At 57.7% G+C, this 14,669-nt stretch carries 17 protein-coding genes; 8 read left to right on the top strand and 9 right to left on the bottom strand.

Annotation, left to right across the window (positions count from 1 at the left end; genetic code table 11):
- Positions 1–35: 35 nt before the first annotated feature.
- From NKH41_RS03410 to NKH41_RS03390, 5 genes are all read right to left on the bottom strand, one after another.
- Entirely contained in the window at positions 36–1,517 is a 1,482-nt protein-coding gene (locus NKH41_RS03410) for a hypothetical protein (protein ID WP_352767062.1), read from the bottom strand.
- A 107-nt stretch (positions 1,518–1,624) separates the two neighbouring features.
- Positions 1,625–1,807, bottom strand: a complete 183-nt coding sequence (locus NKH41_RS03405) for a hypothetical protein (RefSeq protein WP_352469832.1) — start codon at positions 1,805–1,807, stop codon at positions 1,625–1,627.
- Complete coding sequence (locus tag NKH41_RS03400; protein ID WP_352502669.1) at positions 1,807–1,995, bottom strand: DUF3606 domain-containing protein; 189 nt, start codon at positions 1,993–1,995, stop codon at positions 1,807–1,809. Before NKH41_RS03400 ends, NKH41_RS03405 begins: the two co-directional genes overlap by 1 nt.
- 233 nt (positions 1,996–2,228) lie before the next feature.
- Positions 2,229–2,459, bottom strand: a complete 231-nt coding sequence (locus tag NKH41_RS03395) for a hypothetical protein (RefSeq protein WP_352469460.1) — start codon at positions 2,457–2,459, stop codon at positions 2,229–2,231.
- Between the two features lie 372 nt (positions 2,460–2,831).
- On the bottom strand, positions 2,832–3,266 hold the full coding sequence (locus NKH41_RS03390; RefSeq protein WP_352539401.1) for a DUF3597 domain-containing protein: 435 nt from the start codon (positions 3,264–3,266) through the stop codon (positions 2,832–2,834).
- A 321-nt stretch (positions 3,267–3,587) separates the two neighbouring features.
- Here NKH41_RS03390 and NKH41_RS03385 point away from each other — a divergent pair, with 321 nt between their 5' ends.
- The 4 genes from NKH41_RS03385 (at position 3,588) to NKH41_RS03370 (ending at position 6,147) form a co-directional block, all read left to right on the top strand.
- Entirely contained in the window at positions 3,588–4,013 is a 426-nt protein-coding gene (locus tag NKH41_RS03385; RefSeq protein ID WP_352465923.1) for a cupin domain-containing protein, read from the top strand.
- A gap of 120 nt (positions 4,014–4,133) precedes the next feature.
- Entirely contained in the window at positions 4,134–4,733 is a 600-nt protein-coding gene (locus tag NKH41_RS03380; protein ID WP_352767064.1) for a YdeI/OmpD-associated family protein, read from the top strand.
- A gap of 227 nt (positions 4,734–4,960) precedes the next feature.
- On the top strand, positions 4,961–5,470 hold the full coding sequence (locus NKH41_RS03375; protein ID WP_352777145.1) for a hypothetical protein: 510 nt from the start codon (positions 4,961–4,963) through the stop codon (positions 5,468–5,470).
- 269 nt (positions 5,471–5,739) lie between these two features.
- Positions 5,740–6,147 (top strand): hypothetical protein, encoded by a 408-nt coding sequence (locus tag NKH41_RS03370; RefSeq protein ID WP_352501933.1) that lies wholly within the window; start codon positions 5,740–5,742, stop codon positions 6,145–6,147.
- A gap of 312 nt (positions 6,148–6,459) precedes the next feature.
- On the opposite strand, the gene NKH41_RS03365 is transcribed toward NKH41_RS03370, so the two are convergent.
- From NKH41_RS03365 to NKH41_RS03350, 4 genes are all read right to left on the bottom strand, one after another.
- Complete coding sequence (locus tag NKH41_RS03365; protein WP_352777142.1) at positions 6,460–7,107, bottom strand: hypothetical protein; 648 nt, start codon at positions 7,105–7,107, stop codon at positions 6,460–6,462.
- 256 nt (positions 7,108–7,363) lie between these two features.
- Positions 7,364–7,639, bottom strand: coding sequence for a hypothetical protein (locus tag NKH41_RS03360; protein WP_352777224.1), 276 nt, complete (start codon positions 7,637–7,639; stop codon positions 7,364–7,366).
- An 8-nt stretch (positions 7,640–7,647) separates the two neighbouring features.
- Complete coding sequence (locus NKH41_RS03355) at positions 7,648–8,604, bottom strand: caspase family protein (RefSeq protein ID WP_352777139.1); 957 nt, start codon at positions 8,602–8,604, stop codon at positions 7,648–7,650.
- A gap of 12 nt (positions 8,605–8,616) precedes the next feature.
- Positions 8,617–8,988, bottom strand: coding sequence for a TIR domain-containing protein (locus NKH41_RS03350; RefSeq protein WP_352777136.1), 372 nt, complete (start codon positions 8,986–8,988; stop codon positions 8,617–8,619).
- Positions 8,989–9,292: 304 nt separating this feature from the next.
- On the opposite strand from NKH41_RS03350, the gene NKH41_RS03345 reads away from it, so the two are divergent.
- From NKH41_RS03345 to NKH41_RS03330, 4 genes are all read left to right on the top strand, one after another.
- A complete protein-coding gene (locus NKH41_RS03345) occupies positions 9,293–9,799 on the top strand; it encodes a hypothetical protein (RefSeq protein ID WP_352777134.1) in 507 nt (168 codons plus the stop codon).
- A gap of 511 nt (positions 9,800–10,310) precedes the next feature.
- A complete protein-coding gene (locus NKH41_RS03340) occupies positions 10,311–13,124 on the top strand; it encodes a DUF927 domain-containing protein (RefSeq protein WP_352777132.1) in 2,814 nt (937 codons plus the stop codon).
- A 549-nt stretch (positions 13,125–13,673) separates the two neighbouring features.
- Complete coding sequence (locus NKH41_RS03335; protein WP_352777131.1) at positions 13,674–14,063, top strand: DUF4236 domain-containing protein; 390 nt, start codon at positions 13,674–13,676, stop codon at positions 14,061–14,063.
- Positions 14,064–14,428: 365 nt separating this feature from the next.
- Complete coding sequence (locus NKH41_RS03330) at positions 14,429–14,662, top strand: hypothetical protein (RefSeq protein WP_352777128.1); 234 nt, start codon at positions 14,429–14,431, stop codon at positions 14,660–14,662.
- The last annotated feature ends 7 nt before the right edge of the window (positions 14,663–14,669 follow it).

The following is a 14,669-nucleotide window of genomic DNA, read 5'->3' as shown; positions in this document are numbered from 1 at the left end:
GGGAGGTGCGCACCGGCGCGCGAAGCTGCCGGGGCTCAGTCCGCGCGGGTGTAGATCACCGCGTAATCGTCCGCATAGGCCCGCTTCCAGCCCAGTTCGTCGAAGAACGGAATGCGGCTGTCGTCGGCGGTCAACAACGCCCAGCCTATCGTATATTTGTCGAGTTGGGCTTTCAGGATCGGCTTGCCCCGGCTGTGCCCCGTCTGCTCGTCCGTTTCCGTAAAGCCATTCAGGAAGAGCTGATCCGCGCGGCCGTCGATAAACGTCCTGATGCCATGGAAAATCAGCGTGCCGCCGAAATCGTAGGAGTTCAGCAGATTGCCCGACAGATTATGGGTTTGGGCAAAGGCCAGTGCGTCCCTCGCCGAGGTCTTCTGGCTCGGCGCGACCGGATAGCTCGTCAAGGCGGCAGCCGCCAAAACCAGCAAAACGGCAAGTCCAGCACAAATCCTGGAAAATTGCCGTGCGAAAAATTGTTCAAGTCCGTCACGCTTTTCCGCCGCCCATTTCTCGGCTGAAAGCGCTGGATATTGTTGCGCGACCTCGACGGCAAGGACCACCGGCACGAGAAGAAAGAACAGGTACATGAACCGTATGTGGGTGAGATAGACGTGCAACGTGAAGACAAGGAACAGCGCCTTGGCCCAGCCAATGCGCAATCTCGACACGAGCAGCCCGAAAAGCGCCACCAGCAGGGCCACCTCCTGGAGGGTGTGCCGCGCGGCGTCGAAGGGCTGCCACTCCGTAATGTAAGGCACCGCCTCATTGCCATAGGCCACGGTGAATGTGGCGAGTATGGCTTTGACGCCATAGGGATTGAGCAGGCTGACCAGCGGGCAAAGCAGCCCGAAAGCGATCCACTTGGCCAGCAGCCGGGGGTTCGACAAGCGTGTGCGCATGACGAGATCGAGGCCGGCGAAGGCGGCGATGACGAAACCGAAGGTGAAGGTGGCATGGAGATTGGCCCACAGGCAAAGCAGCGCCAGCAGCCATAAGGGCGGTGCTTTCTCGTTGCGTGCGGCCTGGAAAAGACCGGCGGTCCAGACGACGATGATGGGCAAGGTAAAGATGTGCGGCCGGGCGACATAGATTGGCCCGATCAAGAGCGCGAGAACCAGCGTCAGTCCTATCGCCAGCGTCGGCTTCAACCACGCGCTGAGATACCACGACGTCAAGAAGGCCGTAAGCGCGATTACTGCAGTCGCCAGCAGCACCACGCCGTTCCAGCCGCCGGCTTGAAAGGCAATTGCAAGGAGGACCTGGCTAAGCCATTCCTTGGCGATCCATGGCTGGCCGGCAAAAGTATAGGAATAGATGTCGACGGTGGGGAATGTGCGGCGTGCCAGCATATCCATGCCGACCTTGATGTGCCACCAGCTATCGGGATCCTGCAGGAGGGAGTGGGCAAAGGCGAGGAGCGCCGCCGCCATCACGACCGCCGCCACCAGGCAAAACATCAGCCTCACATGCCGTATGTCGTCTATCGACGGCCTCGCCCCACCAGATATCCCGCGCATATGGCATCCCTGAGCCGCGATAGCGGAAGGGATAGGCCGAATTTGTTAGAAAACCGATAAGCCGCAGGATCGCGGCCCCATGCCGCGCGTCCAACCGGCTGGGCGGCTCAGCCCTCGGCCTTGAAGTTCTTGGCTTCCTTCTCGACCTTCGGGCTGTCCTTGCCGTGCTTGCGCATCAGATCCTTCGCCTGCTTCGGCGAAACGTCGGTGGTTTCGGCCAGGCGCAGAGCCTCCTTTTCGTCCAGATCGCGCGTCTTGCGGTCGGCCATTGCGGTTTTCTTGTCAGCCATTACGACGCTCTTATGCTCTCGGCGATTTCGTTCAGCACCTTGCGGTCGGTGCCGTGGCGCTTGATCAGCGTGCGCGCCTGCTCAGGGGTAATGCCCGCTTCCTCGGCGAAGTGACGTACCTCGTAGTCTTCGCCGCCCGCCACTCGTGAGCGGTCGCGACTGTCGGTCTTGGTTTTGTCGTCGGCCATGGCAGCTCTCCTCATCTCAACGAGAGCATAACGGGCAAGATTTCAGCGAGTTCCTTCGAGCGTGTCGCCCAACTACCGGCTTCGGGCATGACCCGGCATGAGCAGCGGTTTTGCTCAAAGCAATGGCTTGGTGCCAGGCCGACCTTCACGCACAAACAGGCCGGCCTCTTTGGCGGCGCTGCCACCGCCCGCCACTGCTCCTGGGCGCAGCCTGATGTTCGTTCCAGATTGTTTTAATGGGAGCGATGGTCGAACACGACGCCCATGGTCCTACCAACCGCCGTCATGACGATAAGCTCGACCAGATCGTCGTCACTGTTGCCGCAGGCCGGAGCCGTCCTGCGAACGATGTCCAGCATCGCCCTCGTCGATATGGTGTCGCCGGCACCGAACCGTGAAAGCGCAGATGAAACAAGCTCTTGGGCTGTCAAGTCGGCGACCGTCACCCGCTTCACCACGTTCATTGGCTTCCTCCCACCATGAACCCTCTCCCGAGAGAATGATACGCCGAACGTCGCGTTTCGCCAGCAAAATGGTGGTCCTACCAGCGCGTGGGCAGCGACCGAAATCGTCGGTTTTGCGGGAGGCAATCCGGGCGCGAGGGCAGCGCTTTTGTGCCATGCGACTTCGCCATGGACCCAATCCCGGCGGCCGGGATCGGTCTCAGTTTTATTTACGGGCAGTCTGATGCTTGGCAGTGTGGTCTGCTCGGTTGCGGCCGAAGCCGGCGCAGCAAGAACCACGGTGCGGGCAGAACCGGTCTGTCTTTTTTGTTTGACGCAATTCCGGACGGAAAACCGTTCACACGTTTTCCTGGAATTGCTTGTCTTGTGACTCTAGGCGGCCAGGTCGCTCGGAAGCTTGCCGCCGTTCTCGGCCAGCTTTTTCATCAGTGCGTCGTGCAGCCACAGATTCATCGTTACAGTGTCGTTCATATCGCCGGTGTAGTTCAGCTCGTGGGCAAGCTCCTTGCGGGCGCCGAGGCTGCTGTCGATATTCAGAGCCTTCATCAGGTCGACGATCGAATTCTTCCAGTTGAGTTTCTGCCCCCTCGCGGCCACCGCCTTGTCGAGAATGGCAGCGATGTCAGGGGCAGAGGACGGCGCGGCCGGCGCGGCCGGAGCCGGGGTTGCAGCCGGGGCGGATCGGGTAGGCGCCGTCGGCTGGGTGGCCGTGCTCGAAGCAGGCGCGGGAGACGGTTGCGCCGGCGGCGCTTCGCCCGCAACCGCGTTTCCGAAAATCGCACCTTTGATACTGTCGAAAATGCCCATTGCTATCTCCTGTATTGGCTCGACGGTGTGTTGCCCTGACGGTCGGTGAGGCGACCGTTGCCGAATGCCGCATTGAGCGCCCTGGTTGTACCGGACCACGAACGCAACGCAGGGGCAACTCAAAACTGACTAAAAGGTAAAGGCTTGGTTGCATTGGGGTATCGGCTCAGTGATCCGGCCCGAGAGTAGAATAGGTCGGATCGCGGCCCGACAAATCGTCACGCGCAATGCACGAGGGAACGGTCAGCAGCCAGTTTTGCTGACGCAGACCAGAAAAATCATCTAGATTCGTGTTCGCAATTCGCTGAGAGGAACGAAGCCATGACAGCAGTCGTCGCATCCGACAGGCTCGAACGTTCGCTGGTTTGGGCAGAGGACGATCCGTCGGTCAAATGGGCCGGCGCTTTCGCGGTTTACGGCGGGCACGGCACCACCCAGTCCTCGGTCATTGTCTACGAGATCGAGCCCGGCAAGCGGCTCGGCTGGCACAGCGACGCCACCGAAGAGACGCAATACATCATCGCCGGCACCGGCGAGCTACACATTGAGGGCGGCACCACCCACCCGGTCGGGCCGGGCAGCGTCCTGGTACTTCCGACGCCGGTCAGGCACGACCTCGTCAACACCGGCACCGAAACCCTGCGCGCCGTCGCTTTCTTTGCGGCGGCGATGTTCACGCAGACATTCGACAACGTCATGCTGCCGCCGAAATCCCATGTCCTCGGAACGCCCAATCGTGCGGGCTGAATGCGTGCCGGCGAGAATCACCAGGCCTGCGGATTGCGAACTCGGAGCTGAGGTGAGCGCGCGCGCGGCCGGCAAGCGGTTTGGCGTCGTTACGCGCTCGCGTCATGGGCGGACCGGCTGATGGCGCCCGTCAAGGTCGACCCCGCCAAGGTGCGCGAGTTCAGGGATGCCGAAAGCTTCCATGCCTGGCTTGGCGAGCATCACGACAGCGAGGACGAAGTCTGGATCAAGATCCATAAGCTCGATTCGGGACTGCCGTCGATCACGCCGAAGCAAGCCATCGACGCGGCGTTGTGCTGGGGCTGGATCGATGCAGTGCGCAAGGCCTTGGACGGCAAAAGCTACCTGCAGCGCTACACCCCGCGCGGCAGGAAGAGCACCTGGAGCCAGATCAATGTCGACAATGTCGCCCGGCTGATCGAGGAGGGCCGGATGACCGAGCACGGGCTGAGGCAGGTCGATGCGGCCAAGGCCGACGGCCGCTGGGCGCGCGCCTACAGGAGCGGCAAGGAGATGAAGATCCCCGACGAACTCCAGGCGGCAATAGACGCCGAGCCCACGGCGAAAGAGATGCTGGCAAAGCTCAGCGGGCAAAACCGCTTCGCACTCGCCTTCCGCATCCACAACATGAAAACCGAAGCCGGACGCAAGAAGAAGATCGCGGCGTTCGTGGAGATGCTGAAGCGCGGCGAGACGATCTATCCGCAGGGCAGAAAGTAACATTTGACGAGGCGTGCCGGCGCGCTGCGTCTTGTGCTTGTCCCTGTCGGCGAGCCTCGAATGCGGCCGGATCGCTGCTCAGGCCCACCTTCGATCCAGGCGATGTCGCCGACGATTTGTTTTCGACGAGCGTCGCCCGGCACTTCGACACCAGCTCTCATTCGTTTAGTTGATGCAGGAAAAAGTCTCGTTCTCACAGTCGGCATGGTATATTAGCAGGCGCTGTTATGAGGTTTTTGCCCGTTCAGGAGCCGACTGGCACGTGGGCCGTGTTTGATGCGACCGTGGATGTGCCTGCGGATTTTGCTGGCAGTTGCCTTATCGGCTTGCCGCGGGAGCGGGCGGAGTGGCTCGCAGCAAGAGCCAATCAAGATGCTGCAAAAGGCACTTCGATTTGCCGGTTGTCAGCTGCCGGATCGGCACAAGCCGCGGTTCTTAGACTTAGACCGATAGGAGAGATTTCGATGATGCAAGAAAGGGTAATGGCGGCTGCGTTGGCAGCCAGGAATCAGGAAGCGGATATTCGTGGTGTCTTCGATATCACCAACAAAACCGATGCGCCAATTGGCCCCCGCCGATTGGGCGAGGCTATCCACTTTGTCGCCAATGCACCTATCGTTGGCTATGATGTTCACGCCGCCGTCATCAGATATGGCCCAGTCGGAACCCCCAGCCTCAGAGCAACAGATTGCGCACAGCTGTGGGAGAAGTTCGGCGAGGCCTTGCTGCAACACTGACGGGCAGATCTTTGGCGCGTATGGCACCACCATCGTGCAGGACACTTCCCTGGCGAGAACGACATGCAAGCCTGGCCGGTAATGTTGCAATTAAATTAGCGTGAGTGCATATTTTTTGCTGGCTGGACTCGCAACCGGCCAGGCCCGGCGGCCGGCCGCCAACGGGCTGTCAGGCCGGCGACAAATGGCTCCGCAGGCCCGACGGTCCCTTGGCAAGATCGCCGGAACCACAGCATGATGCGGCGGCAAAACGGGTTTGGGAGAATGATATGCCTAAGGTTTCGGAACTCTTTTTCAAGACAGCCATCATCTTTCTTATTCTGGGAATTGCAGCTGGCCTGCAGATGGCAATTTCAGGCGATCACGGCGCGTTTCCGGCTCACGCGCACATCAACCTGCTGGGGTGGGTCACCAGTGCAATATTCGGCGGCTATTATGCGCTGAACCCGGCGAAGGCTGCCCGCAGGAGCGCGATGATCCACTATGGCGTCTACAATCTCGGCCTGGTCGTGATGCTGCCGGCGCTTTACCTGATGCTGCAGGGAAATCCGGCGCTCGAGCCGATCGTCGCCACCGGCTCAATGATTGTCGCTGCCGCCGTGCTGATCTTTGCCTTCGTGGTTTTTTCCGCCGAAACAGAGCGCTCGGTCTCGGGAATACAAGCGGTCCCGCGCTAGACGGGGCGGCGACGGTGCCGAGTCGACCAAGCCCGTGCTTCTGGTGAAGCGCGGGCCGATCGGTTGTAGGCTGATCTGAGGTAAGAGTGCGGCGAAGATGAAAGCCGCTCGCGCCCCCCTCTGCCTGCCTCAAGATACTGCATCGCAGCGGCAGTCGCCGTCCAGTGTCCCTTCAGACTCGGCGAGCCGGTGAGATTTAACTGGCGGAGAGAGCGGCCGCCAGTTGCAGAATAGCATCTAGGAATTTCAATAACTTAGCAGTTTCGAGGGAGCAAAAACCAGAGCAGAAACCAGAGCAAAAATGCTCTCGTGTCAGCTATTAGCGGCCTCCAATTCGGCATGGAGGTCAGCGACCTGTTCAATCAGACGGTCGAACTTCTTGAATTTTTCAGCGGCCCAACTGCTACAGAACAAGGAAACGTTGATCTGCGCGAAAATTGCAGCCCGTTCGCGTTTGGTGCGGGAGAAATGGACCACGACGTTCTCTGGGTCGATCGTGGCGTAGAACTGTTGTGTCCCAAATGCGTTTGGGTGGGCAGTTTCGGAAATGCGCTCGTAGAATTCACGAGCGAAATCAATCTCGCTCGACATGTGGTCGAGAGCCGTCAGAACATTTGTCGCTCTCAGTCCGGTTTCTGCTACCCACTCCGCTAATCGAGCGCCGAACGATTCTTGCATCGCGAGATCATCGAGGGCCCCAATGTTTCGACTATCAACCGCTTTTTGCATGCGCATCGTAACAGAATGGACGATAGCGACAGTTTCGAAAAACGCTCTCGCTAAGACCACAGAAGACAACAGATTGTCATTGTTCCACGCCTCGATCGTTGTCTCACCAAGATCGACCAGCCTGTAAGTGAAAGCCTGCCGAAGGACAGCAAACTTCCAGGCGACTCTCGATTTTATCAGCGTGTCCGTAAGCTCTATATTCGACACACGCGCACGTGCGAGATCGTCCAAGGCTGCATTGGTTTCCTGAGCTTCTGCCCAATCGATTCCTGCGGACTCGCAGAGGTCTCTTTGAAATCTCATCTACTCGACCCAAAGTCCGAGGTGCGCAACGTTGTCCGACCTCTCGGACGGAACACTTGAAGGGTTGCGCATCGGTTGCGGCTGGTAGCAATCCCGAAAGGGCCAATGCTTACCATCATTGGGAGAGTCGTGCTTTGAGCATCGCGTGAAGAAGAGCCTTGAAGACAGTGATACACTGTGGCGTCTAGACCTCTGAGAGAGCCTCAACGATGGCAGGGAGGTACTTCCGAACCTGATCGCGGTCACTCTCTTTTTCCACATTGGTCAAATCCGCAAAGGGGGTGGCGATCTGCTTTTCCCATCGCTCAACAAGGGCCGCTGGTATAATAAGGGAGCCGTCTGGTTGACGAGTTCCCTTGTCGTGCATGTAGCGCTGCCAATGAGACCAACGCTCATGTTCAATTCCTGCCAAACGGTCCAGGATGCGGTTGAGCGCTTCTGCTACGCGAGAGGTTTTCATTTTCAAAATTATATCAAATTCTGCGCGACAAGATGGCGGTAATGCTCGCCAGTAGCTGTCAACTTTACAGTCCTGCTCTCGACCGCTGCGTTCCACATGTGAAGGGCTCCAACCGGCACGAGAAGATTTACGCGGTTGTACTTCTGCAGGATTGCAAAGATGGCTGTTTTGTTCGGATCGGCGGCACCTTCCGTCGGCTCAAATGAGGGATCAAGTTGGTATTCGAACCCAGGAGTGGGAAAGAACTCTGCAAGGCGTTGCAGATCGGCCAAGGGAAGAGGAGGCAGCACCTGGCGAAGCGAAACAAAACGCTTCACGTTCGTCTTAAAGACAGGCCGCTGACTCCAAGACCCGAGCGACTGATCGATGTGCGCGTAAACACCGCCGGGTGTCACCTGGCCAATCAGGTTCGCGGCGGCTCCACCGAGGGCATCAATCAAAAGGCCAGTGAAGACGCCGCCACCGTTCACCTCGGCAGCGTACTGAGCTTTGGTAGACGCAGTTAGGATCGTGACGCCTTCTGAGATTTCTGTAAGCTGGCCGTTCACGGCGTGCTCGCCGAGCACTCCGCTGTGGCAACTGTCGAGAATGATAATTTTGTTCTTCGCCGGGCTTTTATTCGCGAAGGTCATTATCTCAGAAAGCGGAAGTCCATCGTCTCCGGTTTTGCAATCCCCGGCGCACAGATACCCGCCTGTGGCCTCGATGAAGCCATGTCCTGCAAAGTAGAATAGCGCCACCTCGCTATCGTCAGCGAAAAGCTCCCTCACCGCCTCCTTAAGTTCCTGCCTTTCGACTATGTCTGCCGGTCCAGTTCCAACCAGTAGCTTCGGCGTTCCAAAGTTGACTGAACCATCCGCGTGGCGGTCGAGCATTTGTTTGACCGCAAACGCGTCGTTTACGCATCCATTAAGGCCGCCAATGTGCTCATAATGGTCGATTCCGACCACAAGTGCTTTCCTCATGAAACGACGTCCTTAAAGGGAATCGATGAATTTCTTGATATTGTCCCAGGTCCAAACGTCGGTGTTCACGCCGGCGACGTTGGTGCGGTCATCTGTGTAGGCCCAGATACCGCGAAGCTTGACCTTTTCTTCCTTCGCGCAATCGATTTCCCATTTCTGACCGTCTGATGTCAGAGAGTTTCCGCTTATGAGAGCAATCACGCCATCCGAACGCCTAATACGGGTGCGAACGCGCTCCTTCCATTCTTTGTCATACGGCTCCTTCACGGACATATCGATGTATTCGAAGGGGGAGTTTGTGTTGAGGGACTGGCCTTTCAGCAAATCCCGCTGTTTCTCATCCTTCATAGAAAATGCAATGAAAACTACCTTTTTATCAGCCACCCAAAAACTCCTTCTTTTGCAATTCTCGAATAGCCGATTCTAAGTGCAACCCATAGCCCAACTCGCGGATATTAACATGAATTTCGATGTTGGATTTGTGCCGGCACAACATCTAAACGTGAGCTTTCGCGATCTACCTCTCATCTTATGCGTATTTCGAACGCTGAGCCGCCAACAAAAATCCCTAGGTAGATAGCCAATTCTTACCTATAGTGCCGATCGTCGGCAGAGCCGTAATGGCCGGGCCGGATTGCACGATCAGCGCCCGACGCGCTCTGTGAAGGTCGTGCCTCTGCGATGGTCGGTGGCCAATCGCGAAGCGTCGGGGACGCTCCTTTTCCATATTGAAGCATCAACCACCCCGCGGGCCGCTCATGCGAGCCGTTTTACCGGCATGAACAAGGATGTTGAAATGCACATAGATCAGATATTGATAGAGCCCGAACGGACCACTCTGGCACTACCTCTCGGCAGAGTCGCGAGTGCCGCAGAAACTGCTCTCCAAGCTCGCGGGATCGACCGGGTGGTTAAGATCACGCTCACCTCGCTTCGCATTCTGGAGGCCGCCTACTCGGCTACTTTCTCGATCGAGCATAACGACTATGCGTGGCAGGATCGGGAGCCGCAGACCGTAACGATTAGCCTGACCAGGCCGACACTACACACCGTATTCAAAGCATTGACGCCGGGCGCTGTTGCTACTGCTGTGGCGCGCCAGTCGGATGTCGTCGCCGATATCGCAAAAATAGGGGTGGCCGAGATAACGAAAGCCGCGGCGCCGGCCCACCGCCGCGCGGAGGCATTTTCATGATCACCCTCTCAGGAATGAAGGCCGACGCTTTATTCGCCTTTCGGCGATGCGTTTTTTGAACGTTTCCACCCAAGATCACATTCCACCTTGTAACCTCTGATGGCCTAAATATATTAGGGGTATTGCCGCTAGACTCGCACTCATCTGATATTGCGGAATTGTAATGAGCCACTGTCCAGTATTTCTTGACGGAAGGCTCTGATTGGGCCATAGCTAATGCTGCCGTCGTCCATGCGATAGACGCCACCATGCAGAAATGCTGGTGGCGTCATTGTCGGGGCAGGCCGTCGCCGAGTATCGGCTGGCGTAGGCGGAATTTCCGCTGGGCTGCTTCACAGCAGCCTTTGCGAGTTTTTCGGTGGCGGGGCCATCAAAAGATCGCCCCTCACCGTTGGCATCGTATGGGACGACAGGCAAATCCTTCCCAAAGATCGTCAGCAAACTTAAGTAACGCACGAAGTGCGCGCGCTGCGATGCCGCGTGCTCGTGCCAATGATCGTTGGACACGAAAATGCAACATTCAATCGAATTTGTGCGCAAGCTAACACCTGCCATCACTCAGTATAACGACAATATGCCGAATGCCTATTCTGTATCGAAGACGGGGAGGCATATTCAACGGGAAGAAGCACGGTCAGAAGAGTTCGCGCTGTTCTGCGCCATGGTCGGCTATAACAAGCCGGTCGTCTTTGACCTGTTGGACGCTTCGTGTAGGCTTTCGGGGTATGTCGTGCGGTTCCAGGATGCCCGCCTCGCAGCTAACCTCTCCGACAAATTTCCTGCATCGCTTGTCCTGTCAGGTAAACATCGGACTTGGCTCGTCTATCTGATTTATCAGCATGAAGATGCTTGGGCCGTGCTGGACGAGTTGCGGCGAGGCAACTCCGAGGAAGTTTACATCGACGTATGCTTCCCGATGCCGGGGCTGAAGTGCTCCGAGGTGGCTCTGAGTGCCGAAACGCTCGACAAGATCGATGGCCCGCCCGGTAGTTTGCCCGCCTATGAACTCGACCAGTTCGACAACACCGTTGCGTCGGAAATTAGGCGGATGAGAAGATCGTTGCCGACTACCACTCCCGCCGACTACTGCCTCGGATTTCCTTCGATCGCTGCCGAGCCAGATCACGAGCCCATCTCGACAACGGGCGACCACACCCCACGGAAGGGCGGAGAGCGGCCCGCAGCCGCCCCGCAGCCAATCACCGAGAAGGAACTGAAAGAGCTACGGTTGATGGCCGACGGGCCAAAGGCCGCAAAGGCTCGGGGGGTAATCCTCGCCAAGGCCTTGGGCCTTGCCGAGGCCATGACCGAGACGACTTCCGAGGAGGAGATCGTGAACCTTTTCAACAAGTGTCTGGAGCTTAAGGACTCCGAGGGCGACGGGGTTCGTAAACGCGTGGCGACGAAGACCAAGCGGACACCTGGTGCGATAACCAAGCTTTGGCGAGATGTTCAGGATGACTCGAAAGGGAAGTCCGATGAAAAGTCTGGCATCGACAAAGACGGCTGGGTCACGTTCAGCGACGACAGCGAGTTCTACATCGCCAGCTTCGAGGGCTCGGAATGGGTTTACAAGCGGAGCAAGAAGAATGGTGATCAACGTCTCTGTCAGCGCTTCCGTGTGTCCCGTACAGCGACTAACATCGGCGGCAAGGGCCAACATCTGACGATCGCCTTTCCTTCAATCACAGCTAACGAGATTTCGGTCACCGTGCCGCGCGGCGAACTTCACAAGTATGCGACGGTAGGGCAGGCCCTTCTCGACGCCGGCTTCACCTGTACGGACGTTGCGAGCGTAAGCGGAATCCTTATGCCGCTGGCGTTCGCAGCCAATGCGCTGCTGATCGAGCGCACGGGCTTCGCCTATGACGGCAATGCCTTTCTACGGCCCGATGGTCGGACGGTGCGCCACAAGGGCCGGAATATCCCTGAAACTGAACGGCCCTACCTACAGTCGCCTGGCGCTGATCGGCCCCCGCATCTGTTCAGCGCAGGCACAAAGGAAGGATACATCGCAGCGATCCGGCCCGCATTCGTTGACGCCAAGGGCAACACCCGCAAGCCGGTGACTGGCGCTTTCGATCCGGGACCGTTCCCGAATGTTGCGTTCATGACCCTGGGTGCCGCTGCTGGTGTAATCCACACCTTTGCGAACCCTCTCGACGGCGTTCTCCTTGCCTCGATTGTCGCACCTTCCGGCTCGATCAAGACTATTGGAGCCGAATTGAACATCGCCGGTAGCGGCAATCCCACGTCGGATGAAAGCGGTTTCTTCACATGGGACGCCACTAAGGCCGGACTTGAGGTCCGTTTGCCTCGCCTGTCTGGTTGCAATCTTGGCCTTGACGAACTTCGGGCAGCGCGTTCGCCTGAACAGGTCGAAATGATGCTGTGGATGCTATTCGCCGGTAAAGGCGGCGTCCGTTCCAATAACCAGCTTGGCGAGCCGAAGACGCGCGTGTTCGGCGGTGTCTGCGTCATCACGTCGGAGGAACTTCTTGCCGACTATTTCAAGCGACACAACATCACTCCGCCGCCCGGCTTCGACGCCCGCGTCGTGTCCATCAAGTACACGCGGGAGATGATCCCCCGGCAGGAAGACCCGGAGGCCATCAAGATCATCACCGGGTTTCGCGCCGGTGCACGCGCCAACTATGGACACGCTGCTGACGCGGTTGTGAATGAGCTTCTGCGCATGACGGCCGAGGGTAAGATTTCACCGGACGCTCTTCGGGACACGCTGTTTGCTTATCGCAACGAACTGGCGGCTCTGGTCAAGGATCGTCAGACCATGGACGATCGTGCGGCCGACCTGTTCGCTACCTTCCGCTACTCCGGCGAACTGCTCCAGCACCTTGGATTTTTCCCGTCCGACTACGATGTGAAGGCTCTGGTCGAATGGACGTGGATGAACTGCCGTGTCGGTGTCAGGACTAAGAGTCCTGGTGACGCGCTGGTCAACCATCTCCGGTCGGTAATCCTCGCAAATGGCGACCGCATCACCGAGTGGTCGAAGGACTGGTATCTCAATGGCGGCGATGACTACCGTGGTGCGCTGGCATGGCGCTCTAAAAAGACGCCGAAGGGTAAGGACACAATCAACATCATCATGATCACCGAAGACAAGCTCGCCGAGATCGCCAAGGAACTCACGGGGGGTGCGTCAGATCTCATTGAAGAGCTTGAGAAGATCGGGGCATTGATTCCGGGGCCGGATGCGAAACCGCATCGGAGCCGTAGCAAGGTCAGCCTGAACCACTATCAGATCGATGCCGATCGTCTCTTTTTGGCTCAGGATGCGGGCGAAGGCGACGACGAGGCCTGAGCGAATGCGGAGCACGGTCGGAATACGGTCGCGAATACGGCCGGCTCTACCGAAAAGTCATTAAATCGCATAACGTTAGCAATCCGAACACGGTGAACACGGTGAGAACGGTCATCTCACGGGAGGGAAAGAAAATCCCTCTGGCTGATGTGGAGATACCAGACGAGGCGTCGATCGGTAGTGCTCCCGGTGTGATGAGAGAGAATTTCCCCCTAGAGTGTGATTTTTCACCGTACTCACCGTTTTCACCGTGTTCCGTCCGTCTTCTCTTCTTCTATCTAGCTGAGAAGAAAGAGGAATCTTCGCTCATCTCCTGAGTTTCCGACCGTGTTCCTACCGTGTTCCGACCGTTTTGAATCAAGCGACGGAGGGCATGCCGCTTTCAGCCATTGCAATGACCACCTGCCGTCCGGCTGAGTGATCGAGCACTGAGAAGGCGCTTCGGTTGAGTTCAGATCAGCCGGCCATCTCCTCGATATCTAACGACTACCTTTACGCAATTCCAAGGTTGCTGTGGCTAATTTCCGCAGCTTGTCGGAGGGTAGGAATATGGTGTTTCGGTTTCGCAAATCGGTAAAGATCATGCCTGGGGTACGACTGAACGTCACCCACAAAGGAATGGGTGTGCGTGTCGGGCCGAGAGGTGCGGGAATATCTATAGGGCCGTCTGGAAGCCGGGTGAGCGTTTCCATCCCCGGAACGGGGATTAGCTATTCTGAGAAATTGCCTGTGAAAAGGACGCGCACCGGAAGTCAAATACTTACTGCGCCCATGCCGCTCATCGGTTCATTGCCGGAGTCAGAGGAGCAGGTCTCGGCACCCGATGAGACCGGCAAGACCGGACTTCGCTGGGCTGACTTGCCCTTCGCTGTTCAATTGATCCTAGCAGCCGTGTTGTCAGCAACCGCAGCAATAGTACTCGTCACGCACCTGAATTAGGTATCTCTGTGGGCCTTGCGCCATGCCAACCATTCCGCATGCGTCTGGCCTTCACTTCCGTTAGCACGGTGCCACGCCACCCACTGTGCATGGGTAGGTAATTTGTCGAGGTCTGGTTTGTAACCGCGTTCAACGTAGTCGTTGTTCGGCAAATCATTGAGTTTTGCTCGTAGAGAACCATCACGGCATCTGCGTTATCGCGATAGAGACCTTTGGCCATTGCAGAGTCCCCTCGTTTTCTCGGGCAGTTGCGAAGCTCCGCAGGATCGCAAGCTCACCGGCCCTCTAGCACACGCCAGCGAGTTCATCGACTGTCGCGCCGAGCCGAACTCCTATACGCTGAGCCGAAAGCATGGGAGGGCGTTGTGGCAATCGAAGTGAATCACGCGAACGCAAAATCAGTCTGGAACACCGTGCGCATTGACCGTGAAGGCAACATGGAAAATGTCCTTGTTGTGGAGACGGATTTGGCAACGTCGGCAGCCGATCCCGCATTCGATGAGAACGCGTTTGGTGCTCTCGCAGACGCTATAGTCGACACTATGAGGGCTACTCTGTCCATCGACCGTGCCGAAATATCGCAAATACGAAAGCCCTGAGCGGGAC

Origin of the sequence: Mesorhizobium sp. M1169 (assembly GCF_040318345.1) — a bacterium.
GTDB lineage: Bacteria > Pseudomonadota > Alphaproteobacteria > Rhizobiales > Rhizobiaceae > Mesorhizobium.
Note: the sequence above shows the minus strand (reverse complement) of the source record. Positions and strands in the feature narration are given on the sequence as shown.

Coding starts and splice junctions, on each gene's coding strand:
- NKH41_RS03335 (WP_352777131.1), top strand. CDS start 13,674: ATGGTGTTTCGGTTTCGCAAATCGGTAAAGATCATGCCTGGGGTACGA.
- NKH41_RS03355 (WP_352777139.1), bottom strand. CDS start 8,604: ATGAGGAAAGCACTTGTGGTCGGAATCGACCATTATGAGCACATTGGC.
- NKH41_RS03385 (WP_352465923.1), top strand. CDS start 3,588: ATGACAGCAGTCGTCGCATCCGACAGGCTCGAACGTTCGCTGGTTTGG.
- NKH41_RS03375 (WP_352777145.1), top strand. CDS start 4,961: ATGAGGTTTTTGCCCGTTCAGGAGCCGACTGGCACGTGGGCCGTGTTT.
- NKH41_RS03390 (WP_352539401.1), bottom strand. CDS start 3,266: ATGGGCATTTTCGACAGTATCAAAGGTGCGATTTTCGGAAACGCGGTT.
- NKH41_RS03360 (WP_352777224.1), bottom strand. CDS start 7,639: ATGAAAACCTCTCGCGTAGCAGAAGCGCTCAACCGCATCCTGGACCGT.
- NKH41_RS03395 (WP_352469460.1), bottom strand. CDS start 2,459: ATGAACGTGGTGAAGCGGGTGACGGTCGCCGACTTGACAGCCCAAGAG.
- NKH41_RS03370 (WP_352501933.1), top strand. CDS start 5,740: ATGCCTAAGGTTTCGGAACTCTTTTTCAAGACAGCCATCATCTTTCTT.
- NKH41_RS03400 (WP_352502669.1), bottom strand. CDS start 1,995: ATGGCCGACGACAAAACCAAGACCGACAGTCGCGACCGCTCACGAGTG.
- NKH41_RS03340 (WP_352777132.1), top strand. CDS start 10,311: ATGCAACATTCAATCGAATTTGTGCGCAAGCTAACACCTGCCATCACT.
- NKH41_RS03410 (WP_352767062.1), bottom strand. CDS start 1,517: ATGCGCGGGATATCTGGTGGGGCGAGGCCGTCGATAGACGACATACGG.
- NKH41_RS03405 (WP_352469832.1), bottom strand. CDS start 1,807: ATGGCTGACAAGAAAACCGCAATGGCCGACCGCAAGACGCGCGATCTG.
- NKH41_RS03380 (WP_352767064.1), top strand. CDS start 4,134: ATGGCGCCCGTCAAGGTCGACCCCGCCAAGGTGCGCGAGTTCAGGGAT.